A 15629-nucleotide genomic window follows, 5' to 3' on the forward strand; every position below is an offset into this window, starting at 1 on the left:
ATGGGCCGCCCCGACCGTCGTACGCTCGAAGCACTCGGGCTCGCCGAGGCGCCACGCGACCATCCGCTGAGCTACCCGGGAAAGTGGCCCCGGGAGTCCGGACTCCTGGACGGGGACCGCCTGTTGCCCCTGGAGCGGCTGGTGCACGAGGACCGCGTCCCCGTCGTGGCCGTCGGCTCCAACGCCTGCCCCGCCCAACTCCGGCACAAGATGGCGGAGCACGCGGTGTCCTCCCCCATCCCGCTGGTGAGGGCGAGGGTCACCGGCATGGGCGTGGGCGTCTCGGGCCACGTGAGCCTGATGGGATACGTGTCCGCGTCGCCCTTCCGAGCGCCGGGAACCGTCAGCGAGTTGTTCGTCACCTGGCTCGACGCGGCCCAGCTCGCGGTGGTCGACGCCAGCGAGGGAGTGCCCGCACCGGACGGCGCCTACGACCGCGCTCTGCTGCCCTCGGACGACTTCCGGATCGAGCTGGAGTCCGGCGAACGCCTCCCCGGCGCCTACGTCTACGTCAACCGCCGGGGTGTTCTCCATGACGGCTCCGGGACGCCGCTGGGACATCCGGGCGAACTCGCGCTGCTCACCTCGCTCCTCGCCGGCTCACCGCGCCTGCGCGAGCTGTTCGGGGACAGTCCGCGGGAGTTCTGCGCCCGCGCGCGCCTCGACGCGGCGCTGTGCGCGCGGGGCACCCGGCTGTTCGCCGAGGAGGGCCGGGTGATGCCTTCCGGCCTGGAGTCGTACGTACGGTCTCAGCAGACGGGGAGTCCCGGTACCGGTGAGTCGTTGTCGCCGCCCTGGATGTAGACGTCGCTGACGAAGACGTCCGCGTTGCCGCTGTCGTCGTCGGTCCTGGCCCACCAGACGTTGGTCCACTCGCCGTAGGTCTCCCGGCGGCCCAGGTTCTGCTGGCAGTAGAAGTAGTTGGTGCCCGCGTTGAGGACACCGGCCTCGGTGCCGGAGGCGGTGTAGGACTTGGCGGTGCGCCAGACCTGGCAGTTGTACTTCCCGCCGCCGATGGCGTCGCAGACCGGCGCGACGGGCGCCTCGGAGGTGGGAGCGGTGCTCGAACCGCCCCCCGTCGTCCCGCCGTCGGTGGAGCCTCCCGTGCCGTCGCCCGAAGTCCCGCCCGTGCCGGCGCCGTTGACGGGTGACTTCGAGGGCCGCTCGGTGGTCCCACCGGTGGGAGGGGGTTCCTGCTCCGGGGCCGTGGACTCCTTGTCGCCCTGTTCGCTCGGCTTGGCGTCGTCGGAGAGGTCGACCTCGCCGAGGCCGGCTCCGGCGGAGGGGTTCGCACCGGCGGTGCCGCGGGACGGCGGCGCCCCGGCCGCGGCGTCGGCCTTGTCAGGGCTGTTCAGCAGGGCGACGGTGACGCCCGTCGCCACGAGGACGACGGTGACGGCCGCGGCGGCGAGAAGAACTCGGCCTCGGCGTCGGGATGCGGGCGGCGGCGCGGCGGCCCCGGCGGACGCCTGCCGGCCGACGGATCCGGGCGGTCCGAACCCAGTTGATGCCGAAGGAACCGCTTCCGGCGGTCCGAACCCCACTGACGCCGAAGAAACCGGTTCCGGCGGTCCGAACCCCACTGACGCCGAAGAAACCGGTTCGGGCGGTCCGAACCCCGGTGGTACCGAGGGGACGCTCAGCACCGTCGTCTCACGCGGCCGTGGCTGCGGCTCCGGCAGCCTCAGGCCCCTGGTCACGGAGTCCGCCTCGGGGCCGCCGGCGACCGCCTCCAGGAGGGCGCACGCCCGGTCCGCGTCCGGGCGTGCCTCCGGGTTCTTGTGCATGAGCTCCCGCAGTACGGGGCCCAGCGGCCCGGCGCGCACGGGTTCCGGCAGCGGCTCGGCCACTATCGCGGTGAGCGTGGACCACGTCGACGTACGGCGGAAGGGGGAGCCTCCCTCCACGGCCGCGTACAACGTCGCACCGAGCGCCCAGACATCCGAGGCGGGGCCCGGTTCGTTGCCCTGGGCGCGCTCGGGCGCCAAGTAGTCGAGGGAGCCGACGAGTTCGCCGCTTCGGGTCAGGTGGGTGGCCGAGCCGTCGCCGGGGTCCTCCATGGTGGCGATGCCGAAGTCGGTGAGGACGACGCGGCCCGAGCGGTCGAGGAGGATGTTGCCGGGCTTCACGTCGCGGTGCAGGACACCCGCACGGTGGGCCGCGGCCAGGGCGTCCATGACCTTGGCGCCGATGGAGGCGGCCTCGCGGGGCTCCAGGATGCCGCGGTCGCGCAGGACGTCGTCCAGGGAGGGGCCGTCGACCAGTTCCATGACGATGAGAGGGCGTCCGTCGGCCTCCGCCACGTCGTGCACGGCCACGACTCCGGGATGGCGCACACGGGCCGCCGCTCGGGCCTCGCGCCGCATCCGGCGGCTCAGGTCGGCGAGTTCGGGGGCGGCGGCGTCCGTGAAGGTGCGCAACTCCTTGACGGCGACCTCGCGGCGCAGGATCTCGTCGTGGGCGCGCCAGACGACACCCATGCCGCCGCGGCCCAGTTGCGCCAGCACACGGTAGCGCCCGGCCAGCAACCGGCCGACTCCGTCCGCCTGTCGGTTCTCCCCCGATGACACGTCCGCCCCGTTCTGTGAGCCCTCCATGCGTGGGCTACACAGTACGGGGCGGGTGGGACGGCGGGGACCGACAGGGGACGCCGCGACGGGCGCGCGCGCATCGCACAACTACCGCCCTGCCACGGCGCGTTCGTTCTACTTCGCGGAGATGGTCAGGTCCGCCCGCCTCGGCGTCGCGAACCCCTCCAGGTCGGCCCGCGTCAGCCCCGTCAGCCGCGCCACCTCGGCGATGTCGAGGGCGCCGCAGTCCAGGCCGCGCAACAGGTAGCCGCTCAGGGCCTTGGCGGTCGCGGGCTCGTCCATGACGTCGCCGCCCGCCTGGTTGGCGTAACGGGAGAGGCGGCCCGCGGCCTGCTCGAAGCCCTCGCGGTAGAAGGCGAAGACGGCCGCGTAACGGGTCGGGATGTGGCCGGGGTGCATGTCCCAGCCCTGGTAGTAGGCGCGGGCCAGGGCGCGCCGGGTGAGGCCGTAGTGCAGCCGCCAGGCGTCGTGGACCTTCTCGGTCGGTCCGACCGGCAGGACGTTGGTGGAGCCGTCGCAGACGCGTACGCCGGTGCCCGCGGCGGCGACCTGCATGATCGCCTTGGCATGGTCGGCCGCGGGGTGGTCACTGGCCTGGTAGGCGGCGCTGACCCCGAGGCAGGCGCTGTAGTCGAAGGTGCCGTAGTGCAGGCCCGTGGCGCGGCCGTCGGCGGCCTGGATCATGCGGGCCACGGTCGCGGTGCCGTCGGCGGCGAGGATGGACTGGCTGGTCTCGATCTGGATCTCGAAGCCGATCCGGCCGGGCTCCAGACCGCGCGCCTTCTCGAACGCCTCAAGGAGCCGGACCATCGCGGTGACCTGTTCGGCGTACGTCACCTTCGGCAGGGTCAGGACGAGTCCCTCGGGCAGACCGCCGGCCTCCAGCAGGCCGGTGAGGAAGATGTCGAGGGTGCGGATGCCGCGGTCGCGGACCGGGGCCTCCATGCACTTCATGCGGATGCCCATGTACGGGGCCGCCGTACCGTTCTCGTACGCCTGGGAGATCAGCCGGGCGGCGCGCGCCGCCGCCTCGTCCTCCTCGGCGTCCGGGCGGGGCCCGTAGCCGTCCTCGAAGTCGACCCGCAGGTCCTCGACGGGTTCGCGCTCCAGCTTGGCCCTGACGCGGTCGTACACGGGCTGCGCGAGGTCGTCGGCGAGGCCGAGGACGGCGGCGAGGGAGGCCGCGTCGGGGGCGTGCTCGTCCAGGGCCGCGAGGGCCCGGTCGCCCCAGGAGCGGATGGTGTCGGCGGCGAACGCGTCGCCCGGTACGTACACGGTGTGGACGGGCTGGCGGGTGCCCGGGTCCCCGGGGTAGCGGCGCTCCAGGTCGGCGTCCACCGGGGCGAGGGAGGCGCTGATCTCCTCGCTGACGGTGCCCGCGAGGCTGGTCGCCACCTTCTCCTGCTGACCCTGACCCATTCCACGCCCTCCTGTTTTCCGCAGTACGGAATCAACAATCCGTAGAACGAAGTTATCCGGGGACCTTCCCGCCGGTCAACACCCTCTTGGGTGACGGAAGCGCCGCGTCCGTCTCCGCCGCCCGCTGGACGGCCCGCCGCCCCACGACGCATGAGCAGAGGCCCCCGCGACCGCGTCGAAGACGGTCGCGAGGGCCTCGTGCAGCCGGTGCCGCGGAGGCTCAGCCCTTGCGGGTCTTGATCTCCTCGGTAAGCTGGGGGACGACCTCGAAGAGGTCACCGACGACGCCGTAGTCGACGAGGTCGAAGATCGGGGCCTCGGCGTCCTTGTTGATGGCGACGATGGTCTTGGACGTCTGCATGCCGGCCCGGTGCTGGATCGCGCCGGAGATGCCGGAGGCGATGTAGAGCTGCGGGGAGACGCTCTTGCCGGTCTGGCCGACCTGGTTGGAGTGCGGGTACCAGCCGGCGTCGACCGCGGCGCGGGAGGCGCCCACGGCCGCGCCGAGGGAGTCGGCGAGGCCCTCGATGACGGAGAAGTTCTCGGCGCCGTTGACGCCGCGGCCGCCGGAGACCACGATCGCGGCCTCGGTCAGCTCGGGGCGGCCGGTGGACTCGCGCGGGGTGCGCGCGGTGACCTTGGTGCCGGTGGCCTGCGCGGAGAAGGAGACGGTGAGCGCCTCGACGGTGCCCGCGGCCGGGGCGGTCTCCACGGCGGTCGAGTTCGGCTTGACCGTGATGACCGGGGTGCCCTTGGAGACGCGGGACTTGGTGGAGAAGGAGGCGGCGAACGCGGACTGCGTGGCCACCGGGCCCTCGTCACCGGCTTCGAGGTCGACGGCGTCGGTGATGATGCCGCCGCCGATGCGCAGCGCGAGGCGGGCGGCGATCTCCTTGCCCTCGGCGGAGGACGGCACGAGTACGGCGGCCGGGGACACGGCGTCGTAGGCGGCCTGGAGCGCGTCGACCTTGGGGACGACGAGGTAGTCGGTGAGCTCGGGGGCGTCGGCGGTGAGGACCTTGACCGCGCCGTGCTCGGCGAGCGCGGGGGCGGTGGCCTCGGCACCGGCGCCGAGAGCGACGGCGACGGGCTCGCCGAGGCGGCGGGCCAGCGTCAGCAGTTCCAGGGTGGGCTTGCGGACGGCGCCGTCCACGTGGTCGACGTAGACGAGAACTTCAGCCATGGGACTTCTTCTCTCCTGCTTGCGAAAAAAGACGATGGGCGGTCGGCGAGTTGGACCGGGAGGGACATCCGGCCGGGGCGGGAACCCCGGGCCGCTAGATGAACTTCTGGCCCGCGAGGAACTCGGCGAGCTGCTTGCCGCCCTCGCCCTCGTCCTTGACGATCGTGCCCGCGGTGCGCGCGGGTCGCTCGACCGCGGAGTCGACCTTGGTCCAGGAACCCTCGAGGCCTACATCGCCCGCCTCCAGCTCCAGGTCCTCCAGATCCCAGGACTCCACCGGCTTCTTCTTGGCGGCCATGATGCCCTTGAAGGAGGGGTAACGGGCCTCGCCCGACTGGTCGGTGACCGACACGACCGCCGGGAGGGATGCCTCCAGCTGCTCGGAGGCGGAGTCGCCGTCGCGGCGGCCCTTGACCACACCGTCCTCGACGGAGACCTCGGAGAGCAGGGTGACCTGCGGGACGCCCAGACGCTCGGCGAGGAGGGCCGGGACGACACCGGCGGTGCCGTCGGTGGACGCCATGCCGGAGATGACCAGGTCGTAGCCGGCCTTCTCGATGGCCTTCGCCAGCACCAGCGACGTACCGATCACGTCGGTACCGTGCAGGTCGTCGTCCTCGACGTGGATGGCCTTGTCGGCGCCCATCGACAGCGCCTTGCGCAGCGCGTCCTTCGCGTCCTCGGGGCCGACGGTCAGCACGGTGATCTCGGCGTCATCGGCTTCGCCGGCGATCTGCAGCGCCTGTTCGACCGCGTATTCGTCGAGCTCCGAGAGAAGACCGTCCACGTCGTCACGGTCGACGGTCAGGTCATCGGCGAAGTGCCGGTCGCCGGTGGCGTCGGGCACGTACTTAACAGTGACAACGATCCTCAAGCTCACGCCGGCTCTCCTACTGCATCGTCATTTTTTGGCTGCCTTCTATCGGCAGCATAGGCGCCTGAAGCGGCCGATCCCGGTCGGGGCGGCCCGCGCTCCGACCGGAATATTACTCGTCAGTACATCCAGTGTGTGCCCACTAAGCAAGCGCTTTGAACTGTGACGTTCGCAACGCTGCGTAACCGGCGCACAGGACTGGCGTGCGGTACCGGCGAGTTGGGCCGGTGCGCGGTCCGGGGCCTACGGGGCTCAGTCGCGCAGGCCGTTGAAGCGCCCCTGGTGGTAGAGCAGCGGACTGCCGGCGCCCGACGGGTCACCGAGGACGACCTCGGCAAGCACGATGCGGTGGTCCCCCGCGGGCACCCGCGCCACGACGCGGCACACCAGCCAGGCGAGGACGTCGTCGAGCACGGGAACACCCTCGGGGCCGTTACGCCAACGGGTGGGCGCGCCGAACCGGTCGGCGCCGGTCGTGGCGAAGGTGCCGGCGAGTTCCCGCTGGTGCTCCCCGAGTATGTGCACGCCGACATGGTCGGACCGGGAGACCGCGGGCCAGCTCGACGCGCCGACGCCGATCCCGAAGGAGACGACCGGCGGTTCGGCGGAGACGGAGGTGAGCGAGGTGGCGGTGAAGCCGACGGGACGCTCGCCGTCGGCGGCCGTGATCACGGCGACACCGGCCGCGTGCCGCCTGAACACGGAGCGCAGCAGATCGGGGGAGGCGAGCTGGGGCGTGCCGAGGTCGGGCCTGGCCGTCATGGAACTGTCCTTCTGCGAGAGGGGACGTGGGAGGTCCCCAGCCCGGGCGGAGCCGAGAGCCGGGGATGATCCGTGGCTGCTCAACAGGCCGGACAGCGCGCACTCGCGGTGCGGGCCAGGTCCACGTGGACGCGCTCGAAAAGAAGGAGTTCCGGGGGCATACGGTCAGGTTGACGATAGGTGGTGGTTACAGTCAAGCGTGTTCCGGTATCTGGGAGATGCCTCACCTTGATCACCACAGGTCAGACGGCCTCCCCGAGGGCGGCGATGACATCCGCCTTGCGCGGCTGCCCCGTCGCCCGCCGTACGATCCGGCCGTCGGCGTCGAGCACGAGCACGGTCGGGGTCTTGAGGATGTCGAGTCGGCGCACCAGGTCGAGGTGGTCCTCCGCGTCGATCTCCACGTGGGAGACGCCAGGGACCAGTTCGGCCACCTCGGTGAGTACCCGTCTGGTCGCCCTGCACGGGGCGCAGAAGGCGCTGGAGAACTGGACGAGCGTGGCCCGCTCGCCGAGCCCCTCCCCCAACTCCGCCGCGCCGAGCAGTTTTCCGCCGTCACGCCCGCGCACTCTCACCCTCCCGCTCCGCCGCCGGTGCAGCACTCCATAGGCGCTCGCCGCCACGAGCACCGCCACGCACACCATGAGTCCGGTCATCAGCTCCTCAAGCGTTCACGAGACCGCAAAGATTCCCCCCTTCGGGAATCCCGCCCGATACGGAATGCTTGGTTCATGGACATCGATGTGAGAGGGCCGCGGTTCGGTGCGGCCCTGACGGCCGTCGTGCTGGCGGTCGTACTGGTCACCGGCAGCGTCTGGCTGCTGGCCTGGCAGACGCTGGCGTTCGCGCTGGGCGCGGCGGGCGGTGTCGGGCGCTCCCCGTACGGCTGGCTGTTCCGCAGGGCCGTACGTCCGCGGATCGGGCCGCCCACGCGGTTCGAGGCGCCCGAGCCGCCCCGGTTCGCGCAGGCGGTCGGACTCGGCTTCGCGGTGGTCGGGCTCCTGGGTTATGCGGTGGGGCCTCAATGGCTGGGTCTCGCGGCCACCGCGTGCGCGCTCGCGGCCGCGTTCCTCAACGCCGCGTTCGGGTACTGCCTGGGGTGCGAGATGTACCTGCTGGTGCGCAGAGTCACCGTACGCACGGAGTAAAGGGCAGTTAAAAGCACGAGGTGGATCAAGGGGTGACGTGACGAGGATCTCGCCCACTACCGGCACTAAGGCTGGCCACTCGTCCGTTCTTGGGGCACGATCTGCGCAATGCCGTAAACCTACGGCTGCGTAACTTTCCCGCCGGGAGACCCCTTCCCAGGCAGAGAGAAGGGTCCACCCCGTCCATGGCAGAGCTTGTCTACCGTCCCGTCGTCGGTCTCGCCCAAACGTTGTTCAAGGCCTGGGACCTCAAGATCGACTGCAAGGAATCGGAGAACATCCCGCGCTCGGGCGGCGCCGTACTGGTCAGCAACCACATCGGCTACATGGACTTCGTCTTCGACGGTCTGGCCGCCCTGCCGCAGAAGCGCCTTGTGCGCTTCATGGCGAAGGAGTCGGTCTTCCGGCACCGGATCTCCGGCCCGCTCATGCGGAACATGAAGCACATCCCCGTGGACCGCAAGCAGGGCGAGGCGGCGTACACCCACGCCCTGGAGTCCCTGCGCTCCGGCGAGATCATCGGTGTCTTCCCCGAGGCCACCATCTCGCAGTCGTTCACCCTGAAGAGCTTCAAGTCGGGCGCCGCCCGGCTGGCCCAGGAGGCCGGCGTCCCGCTGATCCCGATGGCCGTATGGGGCACCCAGCGCCTGTGGACCAAGGGCCGTCCGCGCAACTTCAAGCGCAGCCACATCCCGATCACCATCCGGGTCGGGGAGCCGTTCGAGGCCCCGAAGGACCAGTACGCGGGTGCGATCACCCGGCGGCTGCGTGACCGGGTGCAGGAGCTCCTCGAAGCCGCGCAGCGCGCCTACCCCGTGCGGCCCAAGGGTCCGGACGACACCTGGTGGATGCCCGCGCATCTCGGCGGCACCGCGCCGACCCCGGAAGAGGTCAAAGCGGCCGAGGCACGCTGAATCGTCACTCCGGGGCGTGGACCGTGATCCGCGCCCCGGGGCTGAACTTCTCCAGCAGTTCGGCGAGTTCGGCTCCTGCCCGCACGACGTCGGCCACCGGCATCGGCGCCAGACTCTCCAGCAGGAAGACCGCCGATACGGACTCCTCGGTGAGCCGTGTGCGCGGTCCCTGGCGCCAGTTCCAGCGGCGGCAGGTCACCCCCGCGTCGTCCCGCCACACCACCTCGCCCGCGTCGGGGTGTTCGACGCTCTCCTCGCCGCCCGCGACGGTGACGAACTCCTCGTCGCCCACGGCACGCACCAGCCGCATGCCGCCCTTGATGCGGTCGGCGTCCTCACCCCCGACGGGGATCAAGTGGGCGACGCTGACGGCGTTGTAGACGTCCACGAGCACGTTGATCCGGGGCAGGCCGGCATCAGACAACGCCCGTTTGGCCAGCGCTTCCGCGGAGTTGCGGGTCCGCGAGGGCTTGGAGCCGAACGCCGTGTAGGTCTCGCGCCAGGCCGCCATGTGCGGGTCCTCGTGCGGAGCGCGACCGTCCAGGCGTACGGCCAGACGGCGGGCCGCGTCGTCGAGCAGCGCCGAAGTCGCTTCGGTGCTGGGCCCGTTGACGAGTCCGGACGCCTCGACGGCGACGTGGGTGAAGCCGGGCGCGAGGGCGCGTACCTCGTCGGAGACGGTGAGCGTGGGAGTCATGGCCTGCCTCAGAGTGCGGTGGGGAGCGTCTGCCAGAGGTGCGGCCGGTCGGGGGCGGCCTTGAGGGCACTCAGCACAACCGGGTGAGGTTCAGCGTATAGCACTGGATAGTCCACCTCATTGAACTCCGGGTCGGGAGTGAAGGCCAGCCGTTCGCCGTCCAGGGAGAACCGGGCGGACACTCCCGGCTTGTTGCCACGAGGGTCCTGCCGATGCCAGGCGCCGTTGAACCGCACGGCGACGAGCCCGTGCACCTCGTCGAACTTCTGGTAGCACAGCGCCGTCGGGATGTCCTCGGCGCGCAGCAGCGCGGCCAGGGCGTGGGCCTTGGCGTAGCAGATCCCGGTGCGCTGCTCCAGCACATCGGACGCGCGCCAGGTGACACGCAGGTCACCGGAGTCCTGCGAGTGCGGGATCTCATCGCGGACGAACTCGAACGCGGAGCGCGCATAGGCATACGAGTCGACGGACTCCCTGGCGAGCCGTGCGGCCGTCTCGCGCACCAGCGGATGGTGATGATCGATGACCTCGTCGGCGGCCAAGTAAGCGGACAGGTCTGCGGTGTTCTGGATCAGCTCCACGCCCGCAGAGCATAGGAACGCGATCACCCACGAGTCAATGACTTTTCAGGTGACCGCATATCTATGCATCAGATCCCGGGGTTACGGGTGCGCCATCTCCTCCTTCAGCGCCGCCACGAAACCGTCGACGTCGTCCTCGGTGGTGTCGAAGGCGCACATCCAGCGGACGTCACCCGCGACCTCGTCCCAGAAGTAGAAGCGGTAGCGCTTCTGGAGGCGTTCGCTCACGTCGTGCGGAAGGCGGGCGAAGACCGCGTTGGCCTGCACCGGGTAGAGGATCTCCACGCCGTGCACCGCGCGCACGCCCTCGGCGAGCCGCTGGGCCATCTCGTTGGCATGACGGGCGTTGCGCAGCCACAGGTCCTTGGCGAGCAGCGCCTCCAACTGGACGGAGACGAAGCGCATCTTGGAGGCCAGCTGCATCGACAGCTTGCGCAGGTGCTTCATGTGGCTGACGGCGTCCTGGTCGATGACGACGACGGCCTCGCCGAACAGCGCGCCGTTCTTCGTCCCGCCCAGGGAGAGGATGTCGACGCCGACAGCGTTGGTGAACGTCCGCATCGGGACGTCCAGCGAGGCGGCCGCGTTGGATATCCGGGACCCGTCCAGGTGCACCTTCATGCCGTGCGCGTGGGCGTGGTCGCAGATCGCGCGGATCTCCCCGGGTGTGTAGAGCGTGCCCAGTTCGGTGCTCTGGGTGATGGAGACGACCTGCGGCATCGCACGGTGCTCGTCGTCCCAGCCGTACGCCTGCCGGTCGATCAGCTCGGGCGTGAGCTTGCCGTCGGGGGTGGGCACGGTGAGCAGCTTGAGGTCGCCCATGCGTTCGGGGGCGCCGCCCTCGTCGACATTGATGTGGGCGCTCTCGGCACAGATCACCGCGCCCCAACGGTTGGTGACCGCCTGGAGGGCGACCACGTTCGCGCCGGTGCCGTTGAAGACCGGGAAGGCCTCCGCGGTGGCTCCGAAGTGGCTGCGGACGATGCTCTGGAGGTTGGCGGTGTAGTCGTCCTCGCCGTAGGCGACCTGGTGGCCGCCGTTGGCCAGGGCCAGGGCCGCGAGCACCTCGGGGTGGGCTCCCGCGTAGTTGTCGCTGGCGAAGCCCCTGACCGCCGGGTCGTGGTGACGCCGGGCGTCGGTCCTGGGAGGGTTCACGGCTTCTCGGTCAGCCACAGACGTTTTCCGTTCACTTCACCGGCGGGCATGTCCCAGACGCCGGCGATGGACTCGCCCAGCTCCTTGACGTCCGTGAAACCCGCGAACTTCGCGTTCGGGCGCTCGGCGCGCATCGCGTCGTGCACCAGTGCCTTGACGACCAGGATGGCAGCCGCCGAGGTCGGCCCCTGCTCGCCCCCGGCCTTGCGGAAGTAGTCGGCCATGGCCAGCGTCCACGCCTCGGCGGCGGCCTTGGCGGCGGAGTAGGCGGCGTTGCCCGCGGTCGGCCTGCTCGCGCCCGCGGCGCTGATCAGGACGTATCGGCCGCGGTCGCTGCGCTGGAGGGCCTCGTGGAAGGCGAGGGAGGTGTGCTGCACGGTGCGGATGAGCAGCAGTTCGAGCAGGTCCCAGTCGTCGAGAACCGTCTTGGTGAAGGTCTCGCTGCCCCGCCAGCCGCCGACGAGGTGCACCAGGCCGTCGACGCGGCCGAACTCCTTCTCGACTCGCGCGGCCCAGTCACGGGTCGACCGCAGGTCGAGCAGGTCGACCGTGTCACCGACGACGGTGGCGCCGCCGTGCGCGTAGCTGGCCGCGTCCACGGCCTCCGCGAGCCGTTCGGGATCGTTGTCCGAGCCGACGACGGTGGCGCCCGCCTCGGCGAGCCGCAGGAGTGTCGCGCGGCCCGCCGGTCCGCCGGCGCCCGCGACCGCGATCACCGTTCCGCTGAGTGCTCCGTCGCCGTTTCCGTTGGACATCGCCTTCGCCTCCGATACGTCCTCGGCACGGGCGCTCACGCGGCGGCCCGCTCGGCGCTCGCCGCGGTGATGCCCTTGGTGGAGGCGATCACGTGCTTGAGCTTCTTGGCGAGCGCCTCATAGAACATGCTCAGGGGAAACTCGTCCGGAAGCACGTCGTCCACGAGCTTCCGCGGCGGCAGGGACAGGTCCAGGGCGTCCGGGCCCTTGGCCCAGCGGGAGCCCGGGTGCGGGGCGAGATAGGTCGCGACCAGCTCGTACGCCTTGAACCAGTGGACGAGCTTGGGGCGGTCGATGCCCGCGCGGTAGAGGTCCTCGATCTCCGCGCAGAGGTCGTTGGTGACCTGCGGGGCGCGCTGCCAGTCGATGTGCAGCTTGTTGTCGGTCCAGCGGACGACGTCGTGCTTGTGCAGGTAGGCGAAGAGCAGCTGGCCGCCGAGACCGTCGTAGTTGCGGACACGCTCGCCGGTGACGGGGAAGCGGAACATCCGGTCGAAGAGCACCGCGTACTGCACGTCGCGGCCCTGCGGGAAGCCGTCGGCCTCCAGCTTCACGGCCTCCTTGAAGGCGGTGAGGTCGCAGCGCAGCTCCTCCAGGCCGTACATCCAGAACGGCTGGCGCTGCTTGATCATGAACGGGTCGAAGGGCAGGTCGCCGTGGCTGTGGGTGCGGTCGTGGACCATGTCCCAGAGCACGAAGGCCTGCTCGCAGCGCTCCTGGTCGTCGACCATCGCGGCGATGTCCTCGGGCAGCTCCAGGCCCAGGATGTCCACGGCGGCGTCGGTGACGGCGCGGAAGCGGGCCGCCTCGCGGTCACAGAAGATGCCGCCCCAGGAGAAGCGCTCGGGCGCCTGGCGGACCGCGATGGTCTCCGGGAAGAGCACGGCGGAGTTGGTGTCGTACCCGGAGGTGAAGTCCTCGAAGGTGATGCCGCAGAACAGCGGGTTGTCGTAGCGGGTGCGCTCCAGCTCGGCCAGCCAGTCGGGCCACACCATGCGCAGGACGACCGCTTCGAGGTTGCGGTCCGGGTTGCCGTTCTGCGTGTACATCGGGAACACGACCAGGTGCTGGAGGCCGTCCTCGCGGTGTGCGGCGGGCTGGAAGGCCAGCAGCGAGTCGAGGAAGTCCGGCACCTGGAAGCCGCCGTCGGCCCAGCGCCGCAGGTCCTTGACGAGTGCCTCGTGGTAGGCGGCGTCGTGCGGCAGCAGCGGGGCGAGCCGCTCGATCGCGTCGACGGCCCGGCGTACCGCAAGCTCCGCCTCGGAGGCGTCGGGCGCGCCCTCCGCGGCGAGGTCGATCGAACCGTCCTTCGCCTGCCACGGGCGGATCGCCTCGACGGCACCCTTGAGCACGGGCCATGCCGGGTGCTCCACCACCCTGGCCACGGGCGGGACCCGCTCCTCCGCACCCACCTGCACAAGAATTTCCGTCATGTCCCACCCTCCACAGGAGAACCTCGCGTAAGAACACCGTATGCGTTCGGAGATCCTTCCGACAAGTGGGATCTCGGGACATTATCCTGCGCACCCACTCCTTCACCGCTGTTTTTCCTGCCGTCAACCATGTATGCGACTGTTGCTATTACCCACGGGGAAGGGCGGCATGCGGATCGCCCGGGGTCAACCGTCGCCGTGACGCGCCCACCGCGGAGTGACCCCGGCCCACGGTCCGAGGCGCGTCCTCGCTGACCGGCGGGGTCATTGGCCCGCGTAGGAGCGGGTACATCGCGGAGCAGGGCCATTAGGCTGCGGCCCTGCCGCGTGGGCGCCGCCGTCGGAACCACGCGCGAGCCGAGCCGCCGTCGACGGAAGCGAGTCACGTCTTGAACTTCCTCACCATCGGTCACCGCGGAATCATGGGTGTCGAACCCGAGAACACCCTCCGTTCCTTCCTCGCCGCCCAGCACGCGGGCCTCGACCTGATCGAACTCGATCTGCATCTGAGCAAGGACGGCGCTCTCGTCGTCATGCACGACGCCGAAGTGGACCGTACGACCGACGGGTCGGGGGCGATCGCCGAGAAGACGCTCGGTGAGCTGCGCGCGCTGGACGCGGGGCGCGGCGAGCGGATCCCCGTCTTCGAGGAGGTGCTGGACGCCATCACGACGCCGCTCCAGGCCGAGGTCAAGGACGTGGCGGCGGCGCGCGCGCTGGCCGAGGTCATGCACCGGCGGGACCTGGTCGGGCAGGTCGAGGTGTCCTCGTTCCACGACGAGGCGGTCGACGAGATCACCCGGCTCGTGCCGGGCGTGCGCACCGCGCTGATCGCGAGCCGGTACGGCACCGACGTCGTGGACCGCGCCGTGGACGTCGGCGCCGCGACCGTCTGTCTCAACATCCGGCGGCTGACCCTGGAGGTCGTCGAGCACGCCCGCAAGGCCGACCTGCGGATCATCGGCTGGGTGGTGAACACACAGGACCAGCTGCGGCTGGTGCGCGCCCTGGGACTGGACGGGGCGACCACCGACTATCCCGAGATCAAGCGCACCGGCCGCTTCACCGCGTAGCCATGCCTGCGGAACAACGGTCGGCGTAACGATTATGCGAGCGGCTTGACCAGCAGCTCGAACTGGAGGTCGTCGCGCTGCGGAATGCCGAAGCGCTCGTCGCCGTACGGGAAGGGAGTCATCTTTCCCGTACGGCGGTAGCCGCGGCGCTCGTACCAGGCGATGAGGTCCTCCCGTGCGGAGATCACCGTCATGTGCATCTCCTCGGCGCCCCAGGTCTCGCGCGCGTGCCGCTCCGCCTCGGCGATGATCACCTTGCCGAGCCCGGCGCCCTGGAGGGCGGGGCTGACCGCGAACATGCCGAAGTAGGCGTGGTCGCCGCGGTGTTCGAGGTGGCAGCAGGCCACGACGGCGCCGTCCCGCTCGACGGTCAGCAGCCGGCTGTCGGGCGCCTTGATCACCGCGAGCACGCCCTCGGGATCGGTTCGTTGGCCTTCGAGGATGTCCGCCTCGGTGGTCCAGCCGGTCCTGCTGGAGTCCCCGCGGTAGGCCGACTCGACGAGCGCGACCAGCGCGTCGACATCGCTGTCGGCGGCGTCGCGGAAGGTCAGTCCGGTGGAGGATGCGGTGTCCATGAAGCGGTCTCTCCGTTCGCAGGCGGGCCGAGCACCGCCGAGCCTAACTCTCCCCTAGGCTCCGGTCTCATGGTGCATGTACTGAGCAGCCGCATCCTCCTGCGCCCCACCGACCCCGAGCGTTCCCGGGCCTTCTACGGCGAGAAGCTGGGCCTCGCCGTGTACCGCGAGTTCGGTACGGGCCCCGAACGCGGCACCGTCTACTTCCTCGGCGGCGGGTTCCTGGAGGTCTCGGGGCGTTCCGAGACCACGCCCTCGCCGGCGCTCAAGCTGTGGCTCCAGGTCGCGGACGCGAAGGCGGCACACGAGGAACTGGTCGCCGCCGGTGTCGACGTCCTGCGCCCGCCCGTGAAGGAGCCGTGGGGGCTGATCGAGATGTGGATCGCGGACCCGGACGGCACCGAAGTCGCGCTCGTGGAGACCCCGGCGGACCATCCGCTGCGTTACCGGCCCTGATCCGCGCCATCGG

General features: G+C 70.6%; 17 protein-coding genes. 5 read left to right on the forward strand and 12 right to left on the reverse strand.

The features are described from left to right. A complete protein-coding gene (locus ACIP79_RS01025) occupies window positions 1–804 on the forward strand; it encodes a hypothetical protein (protein WP_401217508.1) in 804 nt (267 codons plus the stop codon). Here ACIP79_RS01025 and ACIP79_RS01030 read toward each other — a convergent pair. The 6 genes from ACIP79_RS01030 to ACIP79_RS01055 all read right to left on the reverse strand — a co-directional run bounded on the left by ACIP79_RS01030 (window position 750) and on the right by ACIP79_RS01055 (window position 7485). Beyond that, window positions 750–2597: a protein kinase gene (locus ACIP79_RS01030; protein ID WP_401217511.1), complete on the reverse strand. Its 1848-nt coding sequence runs from the start codon at window positions 2595–2597 to the stop codon at window positions 750–752. The two genes, ACIP79_RS01025 and ACIP79_RS01030, sit on opposite strands and share 55 nt — an antisense overlap. A 108-nt stretch (window positions 2598–2705) precedes the next feature. After that, window positions 2706–4010: a DUF6986 family protein gene (locus ACIP79_RS01035; protein ID WP_401217514.1), complete on the reverse strand. Its 1305-nt coding sequence runs from the start codon at window positions 4008–4010 to the stop codon at window positions 2706–2708. A gap of 220 nt (window positions 4011–4230) precedes the next feature. Further along, complete coding sequence (locus tag ACIP79_RS01040; RefSeq protein WP_401217517.1) at window positions 4231–5193, reverse strand: electron transfer flavoprotein subunit alpha/FixB family protein; 963 nt, start codon at window positions 5191–5193, stop codon at window positions 4231–4233. 94 nt (window positions 5194–5287) lie between these two features. Then, window positions 5288–6073, reverse strand: coding sequence for an electron transfer flavoprotein subunit beta/FixA family protein (locus tag ACIP79_RS01045; RefSeq protein ID WP_401217520.1), 786 nt, complete (start codon window positions 6071–6073; stop codon window positions 5288–5290). 246 nt (window positions 6074–6319) lie between these two features. Continuing rightward, window positions 6320–6829, reverse strand: a complete 510-nt coding sequence (locus ACIP79_RS01050; RefSeq protein ID WP_401217523.1) for a flavin reductase family protein — start codon at window positions 6827–6829, stop codon at window positions 6320–6322. Between the two features lie 242 nt (window positions 6830–7071). After that, window positions 7072–7485 (reverse strand): TlpA family protein disulfide reductase, encoded by a 414-nt coding sequence (locus ACIP79_RS01055; RefSeq protein WP_401217526.1) that lies wholly within the window; start codon window positions 7483–7485, stop codon window positions 7072–7074. 75 nt (window positions 7486–7560) lie between these two features. Between ACIP79_RS01055 and ACIP79_RS01060 the strand changes: the two genes are divergently transcribed. Together ACIP79_RS01060 and ACIP79_RS01065 are read left to right on the forward strand one after the other, a co-directional pair. Then, window positions 7561–7977 (forward strand): DUF4395 domain-containing protein, encoded by a 417-nt coding sequence (locus ACIP79_RS01060; protein WP_401217529.1) that lies wholly within the window; start codon window positions 7561–7563, stop codon window positions 7975–7977. A gap of 185 nt (window positions 7978–8162) precedes the next feature. Continuing rightward, window positions 8163–8891, forward strand: coding sequence for a lysophospholipid acyltransferase family protein (locus ACIP79_RS01065; protein WP_401217532.1), 729 nt, complete (start codon window positions 8163–8165; stop codon window positions 8889–8891). A 4-nt stretch (window positions 8892–8895) separates the two neighbouring features. Here ACIP79_RS01065 and ACIP79_RS01070 read toward each other — a convergent pair whose 3' ends face one another. The 5 genes from ACIP79_RS01070 to ACIP79_RS01090 form a co-directional block, all read right to left on the reverse strand. Beyond that, window positions 8896–9588 (reverse strand): B3/4 domain-containing protein, encoded by a 693-nt coding sequence (locus ACIP79_RS01070; RefSeq protein WP_401217535.1) that lies wholly within the window; start codon window positions 9586–9588, stop codon window positions 8896–8898. Window positions 9589–9596: 8 nt separating this feature from the next. After that, window positions 9597–10169, reverse strand: a complete 573-nt coding sequence (locus tag ACIP79_RS01075) for a transglutaminase domain-containing protein (RefSeq protein WP_401217538.1) — start codon at window positions 10167–10169, stop codon at window positions 9597–9599. An 81-nt stretch (window positions 10170–10250) separates the two neighbouring features. After that, window positions 10251–11324, reverse strand: a complete 1074-nt coding sequence (locus ACIP79_RS01080) for a threonine aldolase family protein (RefSeq protein WP_401217541.1) — start codon at window positions 11322–11324, stop codon at window positions 10251–10253. After that, entirely contained in the window at window positions 11321–12079 is a 759-nt protein-coding gene (locus ACIP79_RS01085) for an SDR family NAD(P)-dependent oxidoreductase (protein WP_401217544.1), read from the reverse strand. Before ACIP79_RS01085 ends, ACIP79_RS01080 begins: the two co-directional genes overlap by 4 nt. A 35-nt stretch (window positions 12080–12114) precedes the next feature. Beyond that, on the reverse strand, window positions 12115–13512 hold the full coding sequence (locus tag ACIP79_RS01090) for a DUF6421 family protein (RefSeq protein WP_401217547.1): 1398 nt from the start codon (window positions 13510–13512) through the stop codon (window positions 12115–12117). A 389-nt stretch (window positions 13513–13901) separates the two neighbouring features. Between ACIP79_RS01090 and ACIP79_RS01095 the strand changes: the two genes are divergently transcribed. Beyond that, the gene (locus tag ACIP79_RS01095; RefSeq protein ID WP_401217550.1) at window positions 13902–14585 is read left to right on the forward strand and encodes a glycerophosphodiester phosphodiesterase; all 684 of its coding nucleotides are present in this window, start codon (window positions 13902–13904) and stop codon (window positions 14583–14585) included. A 32-nt stretch (window positions 14586–14617) separates the two neighbouring features. Here the strand turns inward: ACIP79_RS01095 and ACIP79_RS01100 are convergent, their stop codons facing one another. Further along, a complete protein-coding gene (locus tag ACIP79_RS01100) occupies window positions 14618–15160 on the reverse strand; it encodes a GNAT family N-acetyltransferase (protein ID WP_401217553.1) in 543 nt (180 codons plus the stop codon). Between the two features lie 69 nt (window positions 15161–15229). Between ACIP79_RS01100 and ACIP79_RS01105 the strand changes: the two genes are divergently transcribed. Beyond that, a complete protein-coding gene (locus tag ACIP79_RS01105; RefSeq protein ID WP_401217555.1) occupies window positions 15230–15616 on the forward strand; it encodes a VOC family protein in 387 nt (128 codons plus the stop codon). Window positions 15617–15629: the final 13 nt, after the last annotated feature.

Origin of the sequence: Streptomyces sp. NPDC088747 (assembly GCF_044751025.1) — a bacterium.
GTDB lineage: Bacteria > Actinomycetota > Actinomycetes > Streptomycetales > Streptomycetaceae > Streptomyces.

What these genes read in the sequence shown, in the direction of transcription:
- ACIP79_RS01060 (WP_401217529.1), top strand. Translation starts at nt 7,561, where the DNA reads ATGGACATCGATGTGAGAGGGCCGCGGTTCGGTGCGGCCCTGACGGCC.
- ACIP79_RS01035 (WP_401217514.1), bottom strand. Translation starts at nt 4,010, where the DNA reads ATGGGTCAGGGTCAGCAGGAGAAGGTGGCGACCAGCCTCGCGGGCACC.
- ACIP79_RS01070 (WP_401217535.1), bottom strand. Translation starts at nt 9,588, where the DNA reads ATGACTCCCACGCTCACCGTCTCCGACGAGGTACGCGCCCTCGCGCCC.
- ACIP79_RS01055 (WP_401217526.1), bottom strand. Translation starts at nt 7,485, where the DNA reads ATGACCGGACTCATGGTGTGCGTGGCGGTGCTCGTGGCGGCGAGCGCC.
- ACIP79_RS01105 (WP_401217555.1), top strand. Translation starts at nt 15,230, where the DNA reads ATGGTGCATGTACTGAGCAGCCGCATCCTCCTGCGCCCCACCGACCCC.
- ACIP79_RS01065 (WP_401217532.1), top strand. Translation starts at nt 8,163, where the DNA reads ATGGCAGAGCTTGTCTACCGTCCCGTCGTCGGTCTCGCCCAAACGTTG.
- ACIP79_RS01030 (WP_401217511.1), bottom strand. Translation starts at nt 2,597, where the DNA reads ATGGAGGGCTCACAGAACGGGGCGGACGTGTCATCGGGGGAGAACCGA.
- ACIP79_RS01040 (WP_401217517.1), bottom strand. Translation starts at nt 5,193, where the DNA reads ATGGCTGAAGTTCTCGTCTACGTCGACCACGTGGACGGCGCCGTCCGC.
- ACIP79_RS01050 (WP_401217523.1), bottom strand. Translation starts at nt 6,829, where the DNA reads ATGACGGCCAGGCCCGACCTCGGCACGCCCCAGCTCGCCTCCCCCGAT.
- ACIP79_RS01100 (WP_401217553.1), bottom strand. Translation starts at nt 15,160, where the DNA reads ATGGACACCGCATCCTCCACCGGACTGACCTTCCGCGACGCCGCCGAC.
- ACIP79_RS01025 (WP_401217508.1), top strand. Translation starts at nt 1, where the DNA reads ATGGGCCGCCCCGACCGTCGTACGCTCGAAGCACTCGGGCTCGCCGAG.
- ACIP79_RS01090 (WP_401217547.1), bottom strand. Translation starts at nt 13,512, where the DNA reads ATGACGGAAATTCTTGTGCAGGTGGGTGCGGAGGAGCGGGTCCCGCCC.
- ACIP79_RS01085 (WP_401217544.1), bottom strand. Translation starts at nt 12,079, where the DNA reads ATGTCCAACGGAAACGGCGACGGAGCACTCAGCGGAACGGTGATCGCG.